Genomic DNA, 18,564 nt, shown 5'->3' with positions numbered 1-18,564 from the left:
AATTTTAAAAGTTAACTTCTAGACCAATGGTATATTTCTTAGGAAGTGGGTATGCTCCACCACTATACTCACCTTGTGGTGATACCAATTCTGCATCTGGAACAGAGGCTTTCTGAAATGTATGAACATTGTCTAACATGGCATAAAAACGGATAACACGAGCGCCAATTTTCATACGATCAACAATCTTCTTTGGAACAATGTAGCCCATCGAAATTGTTTTGATCTTAAAATATGATCCATTTTCATTAAACATTGTACTGAATGGCAAAAATTGATAAAAATATCCTCCATATGGCGCTATTGATGGAAAACCTGCTTGATAATTAGGATCTTTTGCTTTTTCAGGTGTCCAATAATCCACACCTTCCAAATCAGGTAAGCGATTATTAGTAAAACTGTAAATATTACCTCCAATCGTGTTAAATTGATTACTTTTCAAGTTGTTGATGATATCTCTTCCCAAAGTGAACGTATTCAATATACTGATTGAAAAGTTTTTATAAATAAATTCATTGTATAATCCGCCTGTAAATTTTGGATTTGGATTACCCGTTAATACTAAATCTCCATCTGCTGCTCCTTTATCTTCATCACTCCAAACATCCCAATCTTGATTCACATCATTCCAAATTGGATAACCTGGTTTTACAATATTATTCCCTTTAAAATAAGTGAGTGGCTTACCTGTCACTGGATTAACTGGAATTTGACCTTGATTTGAATATACCCCTTGATACTGCATTTGCGCCCACTGATAAATCGGACTTCCTACAGTATACATGAGTTGTTGATTATAATCTCTTGAATCTGCATAAAAACTACGATCACCAAAAGGTAATGAGCCTATACGATTTCTATTATATGTCAAGTTGAAATTTGTATTCCATTGCAATTTACTTTCTTTTGAAAGGTTGTGTGTAGCAATTGTCAAATCAAATCCTTCATTATAGATCGTCATTGGAACATTGAAAGATAGTTTGGTATATCCGGTGTAATACGGAAATGGAAATGCCATTATCGGATCTTTGGTTATTTTTCGATAGGCATCAAATGTAATATTTAATCGGTTATCAAAAGTAAATAAATCGAAACCAATATTGGTTTGTTCTGATTTATTCCAAGTCAATGTATTTAATGTCAACGGCTTTCTAAACGATGGATAAGAAAATGTTCCACCATTATACGTATCTGAAGATAAATTCCAAATATTAAAAGGTGCATAAAAATCTGTTGGCAAAGTTCCTGATAATCCCCAGCTACCTCTTAGTTTGAGTAGATTAATCCAAGAAGTATTTTTTAGAAAATTTTCATCAGAAACTATCCAAGCTGCAGATACTGCGGGAAAATAGCCCCATTTGGTATCCTTACCAAAACGAGACGAAGCATCGGCTCTCCAAGATGCATTAATAATATATTTTGATTTATAATCATAAGAAACCTGTCCCATATAAGACAATAGACCTGACTCAAGTAAATTAGAGTTTGCATATAAATCTTTTTGTGCAACCCCTTGTATCACATGGATATCATCTGTAGGCAGATTATAACCTGTTATAGAATCTGATTGTTGTTTATCATACTGAAACGATTGAATTGCCGTTAATATAAGATTATGCTTTTCATTAAAGGTCTTCGTATAATTTAAAATATTTGCCACATTATAGGTATACGCATTTCGACCATAAGAACCAGCGAAACTTTGTCCATTATTTAACTCTTTGGGTTGAAATTGCGTACGCTTATCTAGATTCACCTGAGCAGAAGCTTCAAGAGAATACTGTAAACCTTTGATAATATCTACATATGTTTTTGAAAAAATATTGATATTATCCGTTTGATTATCATCTTTTAATTTATCGTATTGACCATAATAAAAATCATAATCAGATTTACCCAAACCAACAAATGATGATGGCATTGCCCCTTGATTTATCGGTACAATTTGATTAATTCCTCTTCCCAAACCACGTTTTCTATTGATTCGAGCAGTAGAGATCATAAAATCTGATTTTATGATTGGTGATAAAGTAAAACCAAAGTTTCCTCTTAACGAATAACGTTTAAAACCCGTATTTCTAACGACACCATCTTCATTATAGTAACCTGCCGAAACACGATAATTTACCGATTCATTCCCTCCAGAGATGCTTGCATCAGCATTATCAATACTTCCTGAAGTATAAAACAAATCTTGCCAGTCGGTTGCATTATTATAGCTACCATTTAAACTATCGGTCAGAGGCTGTGTAATAGTCCCCATCTGAGACCATGAAGCATATTGAGATAGAATATCCATTTTAGTCCGACGCTCTGTAGCACCCCCTAAAGTACGTTGCAATTGAGGGCGTTCTGTGATACCTTTATAGTAAGAAGCACGAATTTGTGGCTTACCAGATCTACCTTGCTTTGTTTTGATCACAATAACCCCATTGGCACCACGAGATCCCCAAACTGCCGTCCCTGCAGCATCTTTTTGGATAACAATGCTCTCAATATCATTTACATTAATACCTGCAACATAGTTTGTTCCAGTTGCCCCGGAATTGGCTAAATCGGTAACAGATAGAGGCATACCATCAATAATATACAAAGGTGAACTCATCGTATTGGCTAAATCAATTTCTGAATTCAAATCAGGAGAAATGGTCGAGTTACCTCTGACTGTAAACGTATTACGTGCTCCAGGTTCACCTGTAAAATTTTGAATGTTAACACCTGCCACACGCCCTTGTAGCAAACTTTCAAAACTTGGAGCAGGTAAATCTTCAATGGTCTTTCCTGAAATAACCTGCACTGCACCTGTTGATTTTTTAGCTGACTGCTTTTGATAACCAACAACAACAACTTCATTTAATGAAGAGTTATCGGTCACAAGAACAACCGAAATGCCTTTCTCTGATTGAACTTGTTGTTCTTTCGTTTTAAATCCAATACCACGAATCACGAGAGTGGTTGGTATTTTTTGCACTTTCAGTGAAAAGCTTCCCTCACTATTAGTAGCTGCCTGGTTATTAGTTCCCTTTTCAGAAACCGTAATTCCAGGTAATGTTCCCCCTTTATCATCTTTAACTGTTCCAGTAATGGTCGTTACTTGTGCGAACAATAAATTGCATGACGTTAAAAAGAGGAGAATAATTGGTAAAATTCTCTTCATAATGATTAATTTAGTTTGTGAAATCCGATGTTAAGTTACAGATCCTGAATTGGTAACACAAATTTAACTTACACTAAAATTACCTTTTAGGTAAATTATTTAACGATAAAAAAGCGCAAACGTTTGTCTTAATTTAATGCAAACGTTTGTCAATCGAATAAAATATAATCTAAAATAATAGTGAGAAAATTATAAATAAGGTGAGTTTGTTTTAAATCAATATTAAAAGTTCATGATCAGGTAATTCGAAAATAATATGATGAAGATTAGGTATAAATCTATTTCTACCCTATAGTTTCTATTCATTATTTGCACATATTCCTTAATTTTTTGAATAGCAAACTCTTTAAACTATCCTTTTCGTGTTGAATAGTGCTTTTCTAGATATTCTTGTAATACAAGTGCATGGGTATGTTGTTCATCTTTAGCCGCATAGACTAAGGTGATTACTGGATATTCTTCCCATTTATCTACATAACTGGCTAAATGATCATTTTGAATAAGTTCCTTTTCATATTGTGCCTTAAACACTTCCCAATGTTCTGGGATATGGCAATATGCTACTCTTATTGGGGTGGATGGTGTAATTTCTTTGGCCCATTCATCAATATTTGCTCTTTCTTTGGTTATACCTCTTGGCCATAATCTGTCTACAAGTACGCGATAACCATCCTGCTCACTAGCACTTTCGTATATTCGTTTAATTTTTATCTGTGGTTGCATACTTTAAATTAAGAAAAAATGATGCAAAATAATAATGACCATCTGATTAAAATTAGTTTCCCTTGATTTTTCCTTATTCGGAACACACATTCTTCAGCACTGATCATAATTTCTTATCATAACACATTTACCTTTGATTTAGACAGGGGCTCTTTAGTAACGATATGATTAGATCTTGAAGATGTATAAGGTAGATTGAATTCATGATCCACAGAAGTGAATTCATATCCGTAAAGAATAGCATTGATCAATAATACAGAAAGATCGATCGTCTGGCTAAAAAGAATTTATTCTTGCAGCAATATCTTGTTCTGGAATACATTTACTTTCTTGCGAAAGTAAGTCGGCCATGCTGAACAGTTCCGTTTCTTTATACCGTGTCGCTACAGAGAGTATAATCTGCTGACAATGTGGCTCAAAAGCTGCGTGAACAAGTTCTACGGTATTATTTTCACCAGAAAGATGGGTTAATACTAAGTGTTTTAATCGTGATGAACGATGTGTATTGAATAATTCTAATGCAATTGTATTGGAAAGATGCCCCCAACCACTACTGATTCTATTTTTTAAAAAATAAGAGTATCGTCCATTTCGCAACATTTCTTCATCGTAATTCGATTCTAAAAGCAGTACATCTGCATGCTTAATAACATGTTGTACATTTTTACAAGGACGACCAATATCTGTTAATACGGCAATGTTATGGGAACCGTCTGAAACTAGAAAACTACAGGGTTCTTTTGCATCATGGTATTTCGGAATTCCATAAATTCGTAATGTTCCTATTTCCGTTACCGCATCAGGAGCAATGATATGAACCAGATGAGGGGGTAAATGCAATCGTGTTCCTTCATAGCTTCCTTTGGTGATATAAACAGGGATATTATACTTTTTGACAAAAACAGATAGTCCTCGGATGTGATCAGTATGTTCGTGTGTGATGAAAACAGCTTTTATCTGTGTGGGTAATATGCCTACATTATCCATGCGGAGATGAATATGTTTACTATTTATCCCTGCATCTATTAAAATAGCCGAATCTCCTTTGGAGATGTAATAACAATTTCCATTACTGCCTGAGGCAATGGCACAATATTTCATCACTATATTATGTAACTAAACTAACATTCTGGTAAACTTAATGGGATATTCACGGCTAATCCGCCATCCGCAGTTTCCTTATATTTCACATTCATATCCAGGGCTGTCTCCCACATGGTTTTAACGACAGTATCTAGACTTACTTTGGCTTTATCTGGATTTGACTGTAAGGCTAATTGAGCGGCTGTGATTGCTTTAATAGCGCCCATTGTGTTCCGTTCAATACAAGGGATTTGAACTAATCCTCCAATTGGGTCACAAGTCAGTCCAAGATGATGTTCCATTGCGATTTCTGCGGCCATTAATACCTGACGCTGTGATCCTCCTAAGCATTCTGTTAAAGCACCAGCGGCCATTGCAGAGGAAACACCAATCTCCGCTTGACAGCCACCCATTGCTGCGGAAATGGTTGCTCCTTTCTTAAATATTGAACCTATTTCGGATGCGGTTAGGATAAATTGGATAATCTTGTCCTCGGAATATCCTTTATGAAATGTAATAAAATATTGTAATACGGCTGGAATCACTCCAGAAGCTCCGTTTGTAGGGGCAGTGACAACTCTTCCAAATGAGGCATTCTCTTCGTTTACCGCTAATGCAAAACAACTTACCCAATCTAAAATATATGGAAAGCTTTCTCCTCCAGTTTGTATTGCGGCTATCCAACTTTCATAATCCTGATAGGGACGATCTTTAAGCAATTTTTTATTCAGTTTAGCGGCTCTTCTTTCGACATTTAATCCTCCAGGAAGCGTTCCCGCAGTATGACATCCTCGATAAATACATTCATAGATTGTTTTATAAATATTCAAGATTCCTGCCCGTGTCTCTTCTTCTTCACGCCATGCGTGCTCATTCTCCAGTACAAGCTCTGATATTTTTAATCCAGTTTTTCGACACCAATGCAATAGATCTTGTGCTGTTTCCACAGGAAATGGCAAATCAACCTCTGTAGAGATATTTCCTTCATCGTTTTCCTGAACAACAAACCCCCCACCTATGGAGTAATAGGTTTCACTCACGGCTTTGCCATCGTTCAAAAATGCCTGAAAAGTAACTGCATTAGGATGGAATGGTAAGCTTTGACTATACAGAAATAACAAGTCTTCTTGGTATGAAAAAGGAATCTTATTTGTTCCTGCTAATCGCAATGTACCTACTGTTTTGATATGTTCCACTTTTGGTGTCACTAAATTGACGTCAAACGTAACAGGATCATCACCACTTAGGCCCAATAGAATGGCAATATCTGTTCCGTGCCCTGTACCTGTCTTCGCTAAGGAACCATATAGTAAAATTTTGACTGATTCTACCTTATCTAGTACCGCTTTATCTTGCAATACTTTTGTAAATTGCTGTGCAGCGCGCCAAGGTCCTAAGGTATGTGAACTCGATGGTCCAATACCAATTTTAAACATATCAAAAACGGAAATTTGCTCTTTGCTCATTTTATAGAAACCTGTATTGAAAAATAATGTTTTGGCATAGTCCAAAAACAACGCAATTTACAGAATATTAAACAACAACAAAGTTCTTACAAAGATTTAATACTTTATCAATAAAGCTTATTTATCTTTGTCAACTTATCATTAAACAAATGAGATTTAAATACGTTCTGCACTTACTTCAACTATTTTTTTTAATAGCGTTAATACCCCTACTTTCGTATGCTCAGTCTAGTCCAAAAAGAGAAATCAGAGGTGTTTGGATTACGACAATTGGTAATATTGATTGGCCTACTTCTGCTTCTGGAACAAATGTTGCAAAACAAAAGCAAGAACTTATCCATATCTTAGATGAACATAAAAGATCTGGAATCAATACGATTCTTTTTCAGATCCGACCTGCCGCAGACGCGTTTTATGCCAAAGGAAGAGAGTCTTGGAGTCGATATTTAACAGGGAAACAAGGAAAAGCACCAGAGCCATTTTATGATCCTTTGGATTTTATTATAGAAGAATGCCACAAGAGAGGAATGGAACTCCATGCCTGGATAAATCCTTATCGGGCGTCAACGACGTTAAATCCAAATCATTTTGCGGAAGATCACATTACTAAAAAAAAGCCAGAATGGTTTTTCACCTATGCGGGTAAAAAATTATTCAATCCTGGGATTCCTGAAGTACGTCAGTATATCATCGATGTCGTCATGGATGTGGTGAACAATTATGATATTGATGGGGTTCATTTTGATGATTATTTCTATCCTTATCCGGACAGTAGAAACACAGCTATTCCAGATCGCATTACTTTTGGTCAGTATGCTAATAATTTTTCCAATATCGATGATTGGCGAAGAAATAATGTTGATGTGTTGATCCGTGATTTAGGTGTTGCTATAAAAGCAAAGAAACCTTACATCAAATATGGTGTTAGTCCATGTGGTATTTGGGACAATAAAGATGAGAATATAGAGGGTTCAAATACGCATGGATTAAGTGGTTATCGTACGCTATTTGCTGATGGTGTTAAATGGGTTAAGGAAGGATGGATTGATTATATCAATCCTCAGATATATTTTCCTTTTCAAAACCGTGCCGCAGCATATGAAGTTTTAGTGGATTGGTGGCAGCACCATACCTATGGTAGACATTTTTATATTGGTCATGGTGCTTACCGTGTCAATGAAAAGAAATCTGGTTGGACAGATCGCAGTCAGATACCTCGTCAAATTCGCTTTTTACGTGAACAAAAAAATGTGCAGGGAAGTATTTTCTTTAGTTCAAACTCTTTAACGGACAACCTTGCAGGTCTACAGGATTCTTTAAAATACAATTTATATCGTTATCCATCTTTACCTCCCACCATGTCTTGGATTGATAGCATTCCTCCTCATGCTCCATTTGGCTTACAATTAAAAGTTTCGGATAATAAAAAAATAAATTTCTTAGTCTGGCAAAAACCAGATCGGGCAGCGGATGGTCAATCGGCTTATGGTTATCTTATCTATCGCTTTAAAGAGGGAGAGAAAGTGGACTTGAATAATACAAGTAAGATTATTTATATCACGTACAACGAAGATGATTTACAATATTCAGATAATGATTTAACACCACATGAAGAATACTATTATTTTGTCACGGCATTGGATCGGATGAAAAATGAAAGTGAACCTTCTAATATCCGTAGTACAACAAATCAATCATAACTCTTTGCAAGTTGTTTCTGATTAAAAAAGATCATTTACGGTAATAAAAAAGATCCGATGGAGAAATCTCTATCGGATCTTTTTTATTATTTCAATAAAGCATTTCGATACGTATCTGTGATTGGAGGTAATTGAATTTCTTGTCCTTCTTTTTTCAACGAATCTGCAAATGCATTGGTGCTTGCTATTGCTTTCAAATAGGAAAAAACAACTGCATCTGAAACATGAATTTCTTTTCCATCTTTGACATTCACGCTATATTGGTTATCAATCAAGTTGACTTGACCAAAAAAACGATAGGCCGCCGCTTTTAACAGTCCTAGGTCATGCTGAGACAGTTCTTCTATTCGGGCACCTGCTGGCAATTGGACATCAATAAATTCATTGCTCTTCGCTAAACTATCGATCGGTTTTTCTAATGGAATAGCAGCTAAAGCGGATAGATTAAGAACAGGGACTCCTGCTTCTTGTTTATTTTGGCAACTGATCAAAAGAATCACTGCCATTATCATAGATAAGAAAGTACGCATCTCGCAATATTAAAAATAAAATGGGCTTGCAACGAATTGAAAAGCCCATTTTATAATATCCTTACATTGTTATTACTTTAATAACTCGGCTAATTTTGCTTCCAATGCTTCACCACGAAGATTAGAACCTATAATTTTTCCTGTTGGGTCAATCAAAAAGTTTTGAGGAATACCACGTACTTCATACAAAGCTACTGGAGCTGATTTCCATCCTTGTAAATCTGACACATGTGGCCATTGACCTAATTGATCATCAGCAATCGCTTTCATCCAAGCATCTTTCTTACCTGGATTATCCAAAGACACACCTAATACGGTAAAGTTTTTGTCTTTATACTTGTTAAACGCAGCAACTACATTTGGGTTTTCATGACGACATGGTCCACACCAGCTCGCCCAAAAATCTAATAGTACATACTTTCCTTTTAAAGAGGATAACGCTAGTTGGTTTCCAGCTGTATCAGGTAATGAAAAATCAGGAGCCATAGAACCAGTTGCTACTGCTTTCAATTTCTCAATTCTACTTGCTAGATCCTTTCCTTTTTTACTGTTTTTTATTTCGGCAGATAAAGCTTGGTAGCCAGGAATTACTACTGTATTTACATTATCAGCATCTAGCTTATCCGATAACAAGTCCAATGTAATAAAACTTGACTTATTATCTTTAATAAACTGATCATCTGCCTGATTCTGTTTTACAGAAATTTCTTCTGCTTCCTTCTGTAATCTGCCGATAAACGCTTGATCTTTTCTTTGTTCTTCACTTGCCTCTGCATAACGCTTATTTAGACCTGCATACGCCGTTGAAAACGGTTTCACTGCAGTTTGATATTTTGCAAAATCATTATTGAGCGCATTTCCAGAAATAACAGCATTTTTCATTTCATCATTCGATTCCACCTTAATAACACCGTTAGACAAATATACTTGGGTCAAATCTGGATTTTGAATTTCTTTAATAGATGTACCATCTGCAGAAAGAATTAAATAACCTTTTACGGGTTCTGAAACTGTACCATTAAATTTAAATTTTCCGCCAGCTACTGTAGTCGAATCAATTTTACGAGCATTATTCTCTACATACTGCATAAAAACTTTTGCTTTATCAGGTGCTCCTTTGATATTTCCTGTTATCGTGAAACTTTCTTGTGCAAAAATTACCGCGGGGATAAAGCTTAACCCAAATAATATTCCTTTTTTCATTTTCATTGTTTTATATTTTTATTTTTCAAGATAGATCAAAAATTTTACCAACGTCCGCTTGCTCCTCCTCCTCCGAAGCCGCCTCCACCAAAACCGCCGAACCCACCTCCGCTATCACCACCGAAGCCTCCTCCAGAACCTCCTCGGCCTAAGCCATTGAGTAATGTCCACCACAATAGATCAGAACTTCCTCTACCATTCATCACTTTTCCACCTCCATTTCCACCTCCACCTCTCCGCGAGAGGATAATAACAACAATTACAATAATAATGATCAGAAAGATTTTAGAACTTCCTCCTTGACCACTTGGTTGTTCAGGATCGGCTTTATATTCTCCTTTTGTGTAAGAAATCAACGCATTCGTTGCGGCATCAACACCCGTATAATAATCGCTCGCTCGAAAAGCTGGTTTTATTTCATTTTCAATAATACGGTGCGCGATCGCATCAGGAATAGCACCTTCTATACCATAACCTGTCTGAATGGTCACAGCACGATCTCCAATTGCTGCAAGAAGCAGAATACCACTATTGTATTTTTTATTTCCTACACCCCATTTTTGAGCAAGTCGAACAGCATAATCGCTGATGTCATATGATCCTGTTGAATTCATTAAAACAACAGCAATTTGTATTGAGGTAGAATCTTCAAAAGCCAATAATTTCTGTTCCAATTGACTCACCTGACTTGCTGACAATGTATTTGTATAATCATTGACTAAGCGATTAGGAGTCGTAGGGAAATCCTGTGCAAACAAACTAGCCATACTAAAAAGTATCGCTATCATTGTCATTGCAGCTATACGAATGGCTGAAAATCTAATTTTGGTCAAAGACCTGTATTCTCTTTGTTTATTCATTTTTAATTATCGCCAAAAACAATATCATTCGGTAACTCATTAATATCATCATGCTGTCTTGGATAAAACTTGGCTAGTTGTTCTGCCGCATGCTCAATGCCTTTGGTTAAGCCTGTTACAAACTGTCCATTTCTAAACTCCTGAACCATGATTTCTTTGGTTGACTCCCAAAAGTCATCCGCTACACGTTTATTTATACCCGCATCACCAATGATGGAGAATTTATGATCTTCAGAGGCTAAGTAAATCAATACACCATTTCGTAAAGCTGTTTGATGCATTCCTAGTTTTTCAAAATAATGGGTTGCTCGTTCAAAGACTTCCCCAGGACAATGTTTTTCAATCACAACTCGGATCTCTCCTGATGTTCTATTTTCGGCAACACTAATGGCATGAACGACCTTTTCCTGTTCTTCCGATGAAAATGCTTCCATAAATTATAGATGTTTTAAATAAAAAAAGATGAATGTGTGCACAAGATAAGCCCATCATTCATCTTCTCTAGTAAGCTAATATTTTTAGAAAGATACCGTTGGCGCTTTATCTGCACCAGCTTGTGCAGTAAAAGTTCCCTTTGCTTTAAAGCCAAACATACCTGCCATCAAGTTATTTGGGAAGCTACGTACTGTTGTATTAAACTCTTGTACGGCTTCATTATAAGCTCTACGTTCTGTGGTAATTCTATTTTCTGTACCTTCCAATTGCGCTTGCAATTCCAAAAAGTTTTGATTTGCTTTCAAATCAGGGTAAGCCTCTACAGTTGCCATCAATTTACTTAATGAACCTGAAAACTGATCTTGTACTTTTTGATACTGAGCAATTGTTTCATCTGTCAAATTGGTTGGATCTACGGTAATTGAGGTTGCTTTCGCTCGTGCTTCTACTACTGCAGTCAATGTACTTTCTTCGTGTTTTGCTGCACCTTTAACAGTATTCACCAAGTTTGGTACTAAATCAGCACGTCTTTGATAAGCATTTTCGACTTGAGCCCATTTACCTTTTACATTTTCATCTTGTGATACCATATTGTTGTATCCACATGAGCTAAAAGAAAGTGCAACCATTAAACCAAATAATGCGACTAATAATCTTTTCATTTTTTTGTTGAATTAATATTTTTCCAAATAAACTTTAATGGGTATCTTACTACAAAGCACATACCATATTCATACGAATATAAGAATAATTTTGAGGCTCTAAACCTATATAACTAAAATATTATCATAGATATCTGTAACTTTGCAACGTTTTGGGATAAAAACCCAGCACAGTTATTATGCAGAAAGAAATTGAAATCGCTATCTCTCCAGAAAGAATTGAAGATAGTTCCTATATTCTCCATCTAGGTTCCAAAGGTCTCCAGATTAAGCTCGATCGTATCAAAGGATTCAAAATTCGTAAACGATCTATTGACGCCCGTAGTAAACATGTTGTTTTTCGTGCACGTGTAATTTTTTATATTGACGAGGAACCACTTACTGAAATCTTCAATACAAATTTTCAGTATGTCCACAACAGTCGACCTGTAATCATTATTGGTGCTGGTCCTGCGGGATTATTTGCAGCCATCCAGTGTATTGAAAAAGGATTAAAACCAATCATCATCGAACGGGGAAAGCGTGTACAAGATCGTCGTCGTGATTTAGCAAAATTAAACCGTGAAGGTATTGTTGATGAAGATTCAAATTATTGTTTTGGAGAAGGCGGTGCTGGAACTTATTCTGATGGCAAATTGTTTACGCGTTCTAATAAACGAGGTGACGTAGACAAGGTCTTGAAATTATTTGTCGCGCATGGTGCCAATGAAGATATCCTTGTCAATGCTCGCCCTCATATTGGTACCAATAAATTACCTCATATTATTGAAGCTATTCGTGAAAATATCATTAAATATGGCGGTGAAGTTCTTTTTGATGAGCGTGTTGTTGATATTACAACAGACAAAAATCAAGTATCAGGTGTTTTACTTGCTAGTGGTGAGCAAGTAAAATCAAATCACGTTATTGTCGCTACAGGTCACTCTGCGCGTGATATCTTTACATTATTTCATAAAAATAAGTGGCTTATTGAGGCCAAGGCTTTTGCATTAGGTGTACGCATTGAACATCCACAATCAATTATTGATCAAGCGCAATATCATTGTGAAATCTGCAGCGAGCATTTACCACCTGCCTATTATAGTTTAGTGGAGCAGGTAAATGGTCGAGGTGTATTTTCTTTCTGTATGTGTCCAGGAGGTGTCATTGCTCCTTGTGCAACAGCTAAGAACGAAATCGTTGTCAATGGTTGGTCGCCTTCAAAACGGAATAATCCACATGCCAATTCGGGTACCGTTATTCAAATTAATTTGGAAGATGTTCCTGGTTCAGATAGCAATCCCTTTGCGATGTTAAACTTCCAACAGGAAATAGAAAAACGAGCATTTGAAGCTGGTGGTGGTCATCTTGTAGCTCCAGCGCAACGGATGATTGACTTCGTGGAGGGACGCATCTCCAAAGACCTTCCAGAGAATTCGTATAAACCTGGTACAATATCAGCTGATCTAACACAAATACTCCCTAAATTCGTATACGAAGCCCTTCGCGGCGCTTTACCTGTTTTTGGAAAAAAGATGAAAGGTTATTATACCAATGATGCTATTTTAGTGGCTGTAGAATCACGGACTTCTTCCCCTATTCGTATACCCCGAGATAAGGACACTTTACAACATCCTGAAATCAAAGGCCTTTATCCTTGTGGGGAGGGCGCTGGATATGCTGGCGGAATTATTTCTGCAGCTATCGATGGGATGAATTGTGCTGATGCAATCAATTAAATTGATAAAAATATAAATTTGGTCTTGCAATAATTCAAAGAAAGCGCTATTTTTGTAAGACCAATGCGAAAGTAGCTCAGTTGGTAGAGCACAACCTTGCCAAGGTTGGGGTCGCGAGTTCGAATCTCGTCTTTCGCTCTAAATAAAGCTTCCAAATTTGGAAGCTTTATTTATTTTCGCTCACCCCTTCTTGCCCAATTTCATAACAGCAGGTGTTAGGAAGGATAGGATTCCGACTACTACCATCAATAGACCTGCTATCACAAACGCATTGGCAACTCCTATTACATCTGCAATAAAACCAGTAAAAAGAAGACCAATCACACTAGGCAAAATGGCTAGACTAAAATAAAGCGAAAAAACTCGTCCTAACATTTGTGGGGGAACTTCTTCTTGTATTGTTGTCATAAAACACGCGGAAAATAAAGACATCGATATCCCTCCAATGGCAGTAACAATAACGAAAGGTATAAACCAGGTTGCCGGAAACCATCCTGATAATGCAAATGTCAATCCTAACATGATGTGCATCGCATTGATCAGAATTACTTTGGAAAATTGTACTTTAAATGCACTTAGCAAACCTCCCCCAACTAACATACCTACTCCCCAAATGATCTCGATGATGCTCATTTCCCATTTCCCTCCATTAAAATGACCGATGGTCAATAAGGGAAACATAATGGCAATTGGCATAACACAAAAGGTCGCAACCATGGCATAAAAAAACAATATGCTCAACCCTCGATTATCATAGATTGCTTTCATCCCCTGTTTCAGATCTTCCCATACCTGTGCAAAAGATAATTCTGAAGTGATGGTTAAATGAGGGATATGCACAAATAGCAGGGTAGTAATAGCCACTATTGCACCTATTACATCTAAATAAAGAACTTGAGAGATCGAGAAATAAGTAATCGCTAAGGTTCCTAATGCTGGTCCTGCAATACTACTGACTGATTGAAGCATTTGATTGATTCCTGATACGCGTAAAAGTTTATCTTCGGGTACCATAAGAGGAGCTATGGCCTGCATTGCAGGTGAGTGAAATGCCGATCCGATGGAGCGACAGGTCAACAATAAATAAATCAAGAACAGATTACCGCCCTCTTGTTTAAAGATAAAAGTCATCAACAAGGTACATAATGCAATAAATGCATCTGCAAAAATCATCACCTTTTTTCGATCCCATCGATCAATAAAGACACCAACAAAGGGTCCAATAAGTGCTTGTGGCAATAATCCTGCTATGCCAGCTAATGCCAGTACTTCCGCTGATTTGTGCGTTAAACTCAACCAGATGATCACAGCAAAGTTAACCGCAGAACTTGTTAATAGGGACACAAATTGCCCTATCCAAATGTATATATAGGTTTGAAACCAATTTTTATTCTCCATAAAATTAAACTATAAAAATACAACAGTAAACGAGCTTGTCGTTCACAAAAAAATAACTACCTTAATAGATGAAAGGATTCAAGGCCTAAAATTGTATCGATAAGGAAATGCATAGTGGCACAAAAGTAGAAAAAATCATTCAATTTTAACTTGTAAACTAACGCTATTATCAATCTCTTAACAATGAAAATTTTCAAAAGCAAACGAGATCTCTTGATGGATCTGCTCACAATTGTACCCATAATTCTTGTTGTCGTTATGATTCTTGTCTTTCTTGTACAAGATAGCGCAATATCCTCTCAGGATTTATTAGTATTGGGACTATCCATCATCCTCATTGCTTTATTATTATTCCCAAGACCGAAATATATCATTGAAGGTGACTATTTTCGGTATCGAGCAGGAATCTTTAGAGGGAAAATTGCTATTGCTAACATGCATAAAATTGAAGTTGGTAAGACGTTATGGGTGGGTTTTAAACCTGCAACGGCACGAAAGGGACTAATCATTCACTATAAAAAATATAAAGAAATTTACATTAGCCCCAGCAGCAATGAAGAATTTGTTAAGGAACTTTTAAAGCTAAATCCAGCGATTGTATTGATTACAACTTAAGGTTTACTCATCTAATCAAGCTTGAAAATCAGCAGTTTTTTCTTTCTTCACTTTGATTTCAATCGTCATACGCAAAGCGATTTCTAGCTATAGGTGGATTCGATTACAATTAAAAATAAATAAGAAATTTTGCATACATGGAAACCACGGATCAAGACCAAAAGTTGTGGATCTGTTTAAATTTTAGGCATACAAGCGAGTCAATCTAAATAGGAAAAAATCGATATTTCTTACCCCACGCAACTTTGCTCTAAAGGCTTTAATTTTAGCATTGAAAGACTCTGCTGAGGCATTGGTCGATCGATTGTCAAAGTAGTTTAAGATGGTTCTGTAATGATTTTGGATTGTTCTGGAGATCGTATTGAATGAACGGAACCCACTTACACGGACCTTTTCATGCCACTTGGCCAGTCGGGTCATACCATATAATTTATCTGTAGTGTTTTGGTAGATATTACTCAGTTCAATACTCAGATTATAGGCTCTTTTTAGATCTGGATAATATTCAAAAAGCAGCTCTGCCCGTTGTTTTTGTCGTTCCGTCCATAAGGTTGCCCTTTTATATAATACGTAGCGACTCCTGGCCAGCAATTGTTTTAGCGTATCCCCATTTTCTAATAACAGTGGTTCATAGGTTTTCTTTAGCCGTTTACATTTCTCTATCGCCTGGTTCTCTTGATCAAGTGCCTGCCAACGGTATTTAATACGCATCTCCTGAAGGGCTTCAACCGCTAATCGCTGTACATGGAACCTATCGGTTACACGGGTGGCATAAGGGAATGACCTACGTACGATCTGCTCCATACTCCCTGACATATCAAGAGTGGCTTCAGCTACCTTATTACGCTTGGTTTGAGGAATTCTGGCCAATACCGCAATTACATCGTCGGCTTTTGTACCCGCTACGATAGCCACAATAGCTTTCTTTTTCCCCTTTGCGGCTTTATTGGTAACTAGGGTATAGAGTTCCCCATGAGATAAACTGGTCTCATCAATGGAGAGCTTAGAACCTAGATTCTCTGGAAACAAAAGATACTTTTTAGCATGTATTTTTTGATCCCAGTTTGTGAAACCACTTAGAAAATCTTTGTAACTGCGCCGTAATTTACGCCCATTGACACCATAGAATTCCGCAATGGTTTCAATGCTATTGGGGCTCGTATCGATTGACCTCTTTTAAAAAATCCGCGAATTCCTGTGTCATTCGTGTTCCCCTGGCAACTAAAGCCCAGTCCCGATAAACCACTTTTCCAGTAGTTTCATTAAACCACCTGCGCCGTTTTATATTCAGCATCACCCGCTGTCCCCGAAGTGGAAAATCCTGAACGTGAGCATCCTTAAAAAAACCTTTAGAAATTAGTTTCTCTCCCTGGTATTCTTCAGGAATAATATTTATTTCTTCTAGAGAGGTGTAGGACATCTTCTATTTCATGGATCGCAATCATAGTAAAATGGTCAACGATGAAATTAGGTAAGATGTATTTTACTAAATCGGAAAAGGGCAACGACATAACGGATTCTATTATTCCCCAAAAGTAACATTTTAATCACCGCCCCACAACTTTTGGTCTTGATCCGAAACCACCTTTTGGAAAGGGATCAAAATAAAAGCGTTTGAATTGGAGTTCAAACGCTTTCTTATTTATTATTGAACAATTTTAAACTATTTGCTCTTTAAGCTTTCGGAAGCTAACTCTTCAACATAAGTACGAACAGTCTCATTGGAGAAACGATTTGTCACATCAAATGCAAATGCGTGTACCAATAAAATACGAGCAGATTCTTCGCCAATACCCCTTGCTCTTAAATAGAACAAAGCATCATTATCGAATTGTCCAATGGTACAACCGTGAGAACATTTAACATCATCGGCAAAGATTTCCAGCTGTGGTTTTGTATATACAGCTGATTTATCTGAAATCAACATGTTATTGTTCTGTTGGAAAGCATTTGTTTTTTGTGCATCCTCTCGAACAAATATCTTACCGTTGAAAACAGCTATAGATTCATCTTGGGTAATATTTTTATACCATTCGTAAGACTCACAATGTGGCTTTAGATGATCTACTACGGTGTGATTATCAACCAACTGCTTTCCACCAGTCAAATTAATACCATAAAGATGACTTTCCACATTTTCAGCATCAAGACGTACATTGATATTATTTCTGATGAAAGACGCTCCTGGAAAATTACAGTTATAATTATTATATAAACTGTATTTTTCTTGATAAACCTCTGTATGATTAAAATAGTTGCTTGCTGGTTCTGCTATTTGCAAATAGTAATGTTGAACTTTTGCATTTTCTTTTACGACGATCTCCGATACTTTATTTTGAATATTTTTGGCAGAACCTTCAACAGTCATATAAGTTTCGATAATTTCGACCTCTGCATTTGCTTCAACAACAATCAAATTACGTGTTTGCGAAAAGAAATCTTCCTGACCTGTCGCTACGTGAATAATTTGAATAGGTTTTGATAGGATCGTGTTTTTCGCTAAAGCAATAAAAACACCATTTGTATAACCTGAGGTATTTAGAGCAACGAAAGGGTTATCTGTTTTATCTGCATATTGTGCAAAATGAGCTTGAAAAGCAGGCTCTTCAACAGCATCTTCCATTGTTTTCACAATAAGGCCTTTTTCATCATCTAATGACGCAAATGAAAGCATGTACTGTCCGTTCACTAATACAATACGATGTGCATCCAAATTTGGAATCTCACCAGCACTAAAATCTAACCCATCAATATCCACATCCGAATTCAACACATAGGATTGATCGATAAGTTTATAGATATTGGTATATTTCCATTCTTCATCTTTCACTGTTGGAAAGCCAACTGCTGAAAAGCGATCAAAAGCTTGTTGACGGATAGCCGACAAAAAAGCAGGCCCTGCTACTTTCTCTTGAAAACTGCTCAACACTTGTTGAAGTAATGATTCTGAAACTAATGTATTCATTTTATTTTTTATTCAAATCGCTTTAAAAACCTTGATCTTTAGCAAGAAA

The 18,564-nt window shown here is 36.6% G+C and carries 16 protein-coding genes and 1 tRNA gene; 4 read left to right on the top strand and 13 right to left on the bottom strand.

Annotation, left to right across the window (positions count from 1 at the left end):
• Positions 1–4 precede the first annotated feature (4 nt).
• The 4 genes from LZQ00_RS17610 to LZQ00_RS17595 all read right to left on the bottom strand — a co-directional run bounded on the left by LZQ00_RS17610 (position 5) and on the right by LZQ00_RS17595 (position 6,429).
• On the bottom strand, positions 5–3,157 hold the full coding sequence (locus LZQ00_RS17610; protein WP_234510565.1) for a SusC/RagA family TonB-linked outer membrane protein: 3,153 nt from the start codon (positions 3,155–3,157) through the stop codon (positions 5–7).
• 351 nt (positions 3,158–3,508) lie between these two features.
• Positions 3,509–3,880: a DUF488 domain-containing protein gene (locus LZQ00_RS17605; protein ID WP_234510564.1), complete on the bottom strand. Its 372-nt coding sequence runs from the start codon at positions 3,878–3,880 to the stop codon at positions 3,509–3,511.
• 276 nt (positions 3,881–4,156) lie between these two features.
• The gene (locus tag LZQ00_RS17600; protein WP_234510563.1) at positions 4,157–4,981 is read right to left on the bottom strand and encodes an MBL fold metallo-hydrolase; all 825 of its coding nucleotides are present in this window, start codon (positions 4,979–4,981) and stop codon (positions 4,157–4,159) included.
• Positions 4,982–5,001: 20 nt separating this feature from the next.
• Positions 5,002–6,429 (bottom strand): L-serine ammonia-lyase, encoded by a 1,428-nt coding sequence (locus LZQ00_RS17595; protein ID WP_234510562.1) that lies wholly within the window; start codon positions 6,427–6,429, stop codon positions 5,002–5,004.
• Between the two features lie 149 nt (positions 6,430–6,578).
• On the opposite strand from LZQ00_RS17595, the gene LZQ00_RS17590 reads away from it, so the two are divergent.
• Positions 6,579–8,129, top strand: coding sequence for a glycoside hydrolase family 10 protein (locus tag LZQ00_RS17590; protein WP_234510561.1), 1,551 nt, complete (start codon positions 6,579–6,581; stop codon positions 8,127–8,129).
• 86 nt (positions 8,130–8,215) lie between these two features.
• On the opposite strand, the gene LZQ00_RS17585 is transcribed toward LZQ00_RS17590, so the two are convergent.
• The 5 genes from LZQ00_RS17585 to LZQ00_RS17565 all read right to left on the bottom strand — a co-directional run bounded on the left by LZQ00_RS17585 (position 8,216) and on the right by LZQ00_RS17565 (position 11,819).
• Positions 8,216–8,659 (bottom strand): hypothetical protein, encoded by a 444-nt coding sequence (locus LZQ00_RS17585; protein WP_234510560.1) that lies wholly within the window; start codon positions 8,657–8,659, stop codon positions 8,216–8,218.
• A gap of 72 nt (positions 8,660–8,731) precedes the next feature.
• Positions 8,732–9,868 (bottom strand): TlpA disulfide reductase family protein, encoded by a 1,137-nt coding sequence (locus LZQ00_RS17580; RefSeq protein WP_234510559.1) that lies wholly within the window; start codon positions 9,866–9,868, stop codon positions 8,732–8,734.
• Positions 9,869–9,906: 38 nt separating this feature from the next.
• Entirely contained in the window at positions 9,907–10,722 is an 816-nt protein-coding gene (locus tag LZQ00_RS17575) for a TPM domain-containing protein (RefSeq protein ID WP_411028057.1), read from the bottom strand.
• A 2-nt stretch (positions 10,723–10,724) separates the two neighbouring features.
• Positions 10,725–11,156, bottom strand: a complete 432-nt coding sequence (locus LZQ00_RS17570) for a TPM domain-containing protein (protein ID WP_234510558.1) — start codon at positions 11,154–11,156, stop codon at positions 10,725–10,727.
• An 84-nt stretch (positions 11,157–11,240) separates the two neighbouring features.
• Positions 11,241–11,819, bottom strand: a complete 579-nt coding sequence (locus tag LZQ00_RS17565; RefSeq protein ID WP_234510557.1) for a LemA family protein — start codon at positions 11,817–11,819, stop codon at positions 11,241–11,243.
• A 179-nt stretch (positions 11,820–11,998) separates the two neighbouring features.
• Between LZQ00_RS17565 and LZQ00_RS17560 the strand changes: the two genes are divergently transcribed.
• A complete protein-coding gene (locus LZQ00_RS17560; protein ID WP_234510556.1) occupies positions 11,999–13,537 on the top strand; it encodes an NAD(P)/FAD-dependent oxidoreductase in 1,539 nt (512 codons plus the stop codon).
• 65 nt (positions 13,538–13,602) lie between these two features.
• Positions 13,603–13,675: transfer RNA gene (locus LZQ00_RS17555), tRNA-Gly, on the top strand.
• Positions 13,676–13,717: 42 nt separating this feature from the next.
• On the opposite strand, the gene LZQ00_RS17550 is transcribed toward LZQ00_RS17555, so the two are convergent.
• Positions 13,718–14,935, bottom strand: a complete 1,218-nt coding sequence (locus LZQ00_RS17550; RefSeq protein ID WP_234510555.1) for an MFS transporter — start codon at positions 14,933–14,935, stop codon at positions 13,718–13,720.
• A gap of 183 nt (positions 14,936–15,118) precedes the next feature.
• On the opposite strand from LZQ00_RS17550, the gene LZQ00_RS17545 reads away from it, so the two are divergent.
• Positions 15,119–15,550, top strand: a complete 432-nt coding sequence (locus tag LZQ00_RS17545; protein ID WP_234510554.1) for a PH domain-containing protein — start codon at positions 15,119–15,121, stop codon at positions 15,548–15,550.
• A gap of 183 nt (positions 15,551–15,733) precedes the next feature.
• Here LZQ00_RS17545 and LZQ00_RS17540 read toward each other — a convergent pair whose 3' ends face one another.
• The 3 genes from LZQ00_RS17540 to sufD all read right to left on the bottom strand — a co-directional run bounded on the left by LZQ00_RS17540 (position 15,734) and on the right by sufD (position 18,515).
• On the bottom strand, positions 15,734–16,579 hold the full coding sequence (locus tag LZQ00_RS17540) for a transposase (RefSeq protein WP_234510553.1): 846 nt from the start codon (positions 16,577–16,579) through the stop codon (positions 15,734–15,736).
• A gap of 118 nt (positions 16,580–16,697) precedes the next feature.
• Entirely contained in the window at positions 16,698–16,970 is a 273-nt protein-coding gene (locus LZQ00_RS17535) for a hypothetical protein (RefSeq protein ID WP_234510552.1), read from the bottom strand.
• A gap of 243 nt (positions 16,971–17,213) precedes the next feature.
• Entirely contained in the window at positions 17,214–18,515 is a 1,302-nt protein-coding gene (gene sufD, locus LZQ00_RS17530) for a Fe-S cluster assembly protein SufD (protein ID WP_234510551.1), read from the bottom strand.
• Positions 18,516–18,564 lie beyond the last annotated feature (49 nt).

It is taken from the genome of Sphingobacterium sp. SRCM116780 (assembly GCF_021442025.1).
GTDB lineage: Bacteria > Bacteroidota > Bacteroidia > Sphingobacteriales > Sphingobacteriaceae > Sphingobacterium.
This window is presented reverse-complemented; position numbering and strand designations above follow the sequence as displayed.

Bases quoted from the DNA above. Each gene is read 5' to 3' on its own strand.
- LZQ00_RS17610 (WP_234510565.1), bottom strand. From the start codon at position 3,157: ATGAAGAGAATTTTACCAATTATTCTCCTCTTTTTAACGTCATGCAAT.
- LZQ00_RS17605 (WP_234510564.1), bottom strand. From the start codon at position 3,880: ATGCAACCACAGATAAAAATTAAACGAATATACGAAAGTGCTAGTGAG.
- LZQ00_RS17600 (WP_234510563.1), bottom strand. From the start codon at position 4,981: ATGAAATATTGTGCCATTGCCTCAGGCAGTAATGGAAATTGTTATTAC.
- LZQ00_RS17595 (WP_234510562.1), bottom strand. From the start codon at position 6,429: ATGAGCAAAGAGCAAATTTCCGTTTTTGATATGTTTAAAATTGGTATT.
- LZQ00_RS17590 (WP_234510561.1), top strand. From the start codon at position 6,579: ATGAGATTTAAATACGTTCTGCACTTACTTCAACTATTTTTTTTAATA.
- LZQ00_RS17585 (WP_234510560.1), bottom strand. From the start codon at position 8,659: ATGCGTACTTTCTTATCTATGATAATGGCAGTGATTCTTTTGATCAGT.
- LZQ00_RS17580 (WP_234510559.1), bottom strand. From the start codon at position 9,868: ATGAAAATGAAAAAAGGAATATTATTTGGGTTAAGCTTTATCCCCGCG.
- LZQ00_RS17575 (WP_411028057.1), bottom strand. From the start codon at position 10,722: ATGAATAAACAAAGAGAATACAGGTCTTTGACCAAAATTAGATTTTCA.
- LZQ00_RS17570 (WP_234510558.1), bottom strand. From the start codon at position 11,156: ATGGAAGCATTTTCATCGGAAGAACAGGAAAAGGTCGTTCATGCCATT.
- LZQ00_RS17565 (WP_234510557.1), bottom strand. From the start codon at position 11,819: ATGAAAAGATTATTAGTCGCATTATTTGGTTTAATGGTTGCACTTTCT.
- LZQ00_RS17560 (WP_234510556.1), top strand. From the start codon at position 11,999: ATGCAGAAAGAAATTGAAATCGCTATCTCTCCAGAAAGAATTGAAGAT.
- LZQ00_RS17550 (WP_234510555.1), bottom strand. From the start codon at position 14,935: ATGGAGAATAAAAATTGGTTTCAAACCTATATATACATTTGGATAGGG.
- LZQ00_RS17545 (WP_234510554.1), top strand. From the start codon at position 15,119: ATGAAAATTTTCAAAAGCAAACGAGATCTCTTGATGGATCTGCTCACA.
- LZQ00_RS17535 (WP_234510552.1), bottom strand. From the start codon at position 16,970: ATGTCCTACACCTCTCTAGAAGAAATAAATATTATTCCTGAAGAATAC.
- sufD (WP_234510551.1), bottom strand. From the start codon at position 18,515: ATGAATACATTAGTTTCAGAATCATTACTTCAACAAGTGTTGAGCAGT.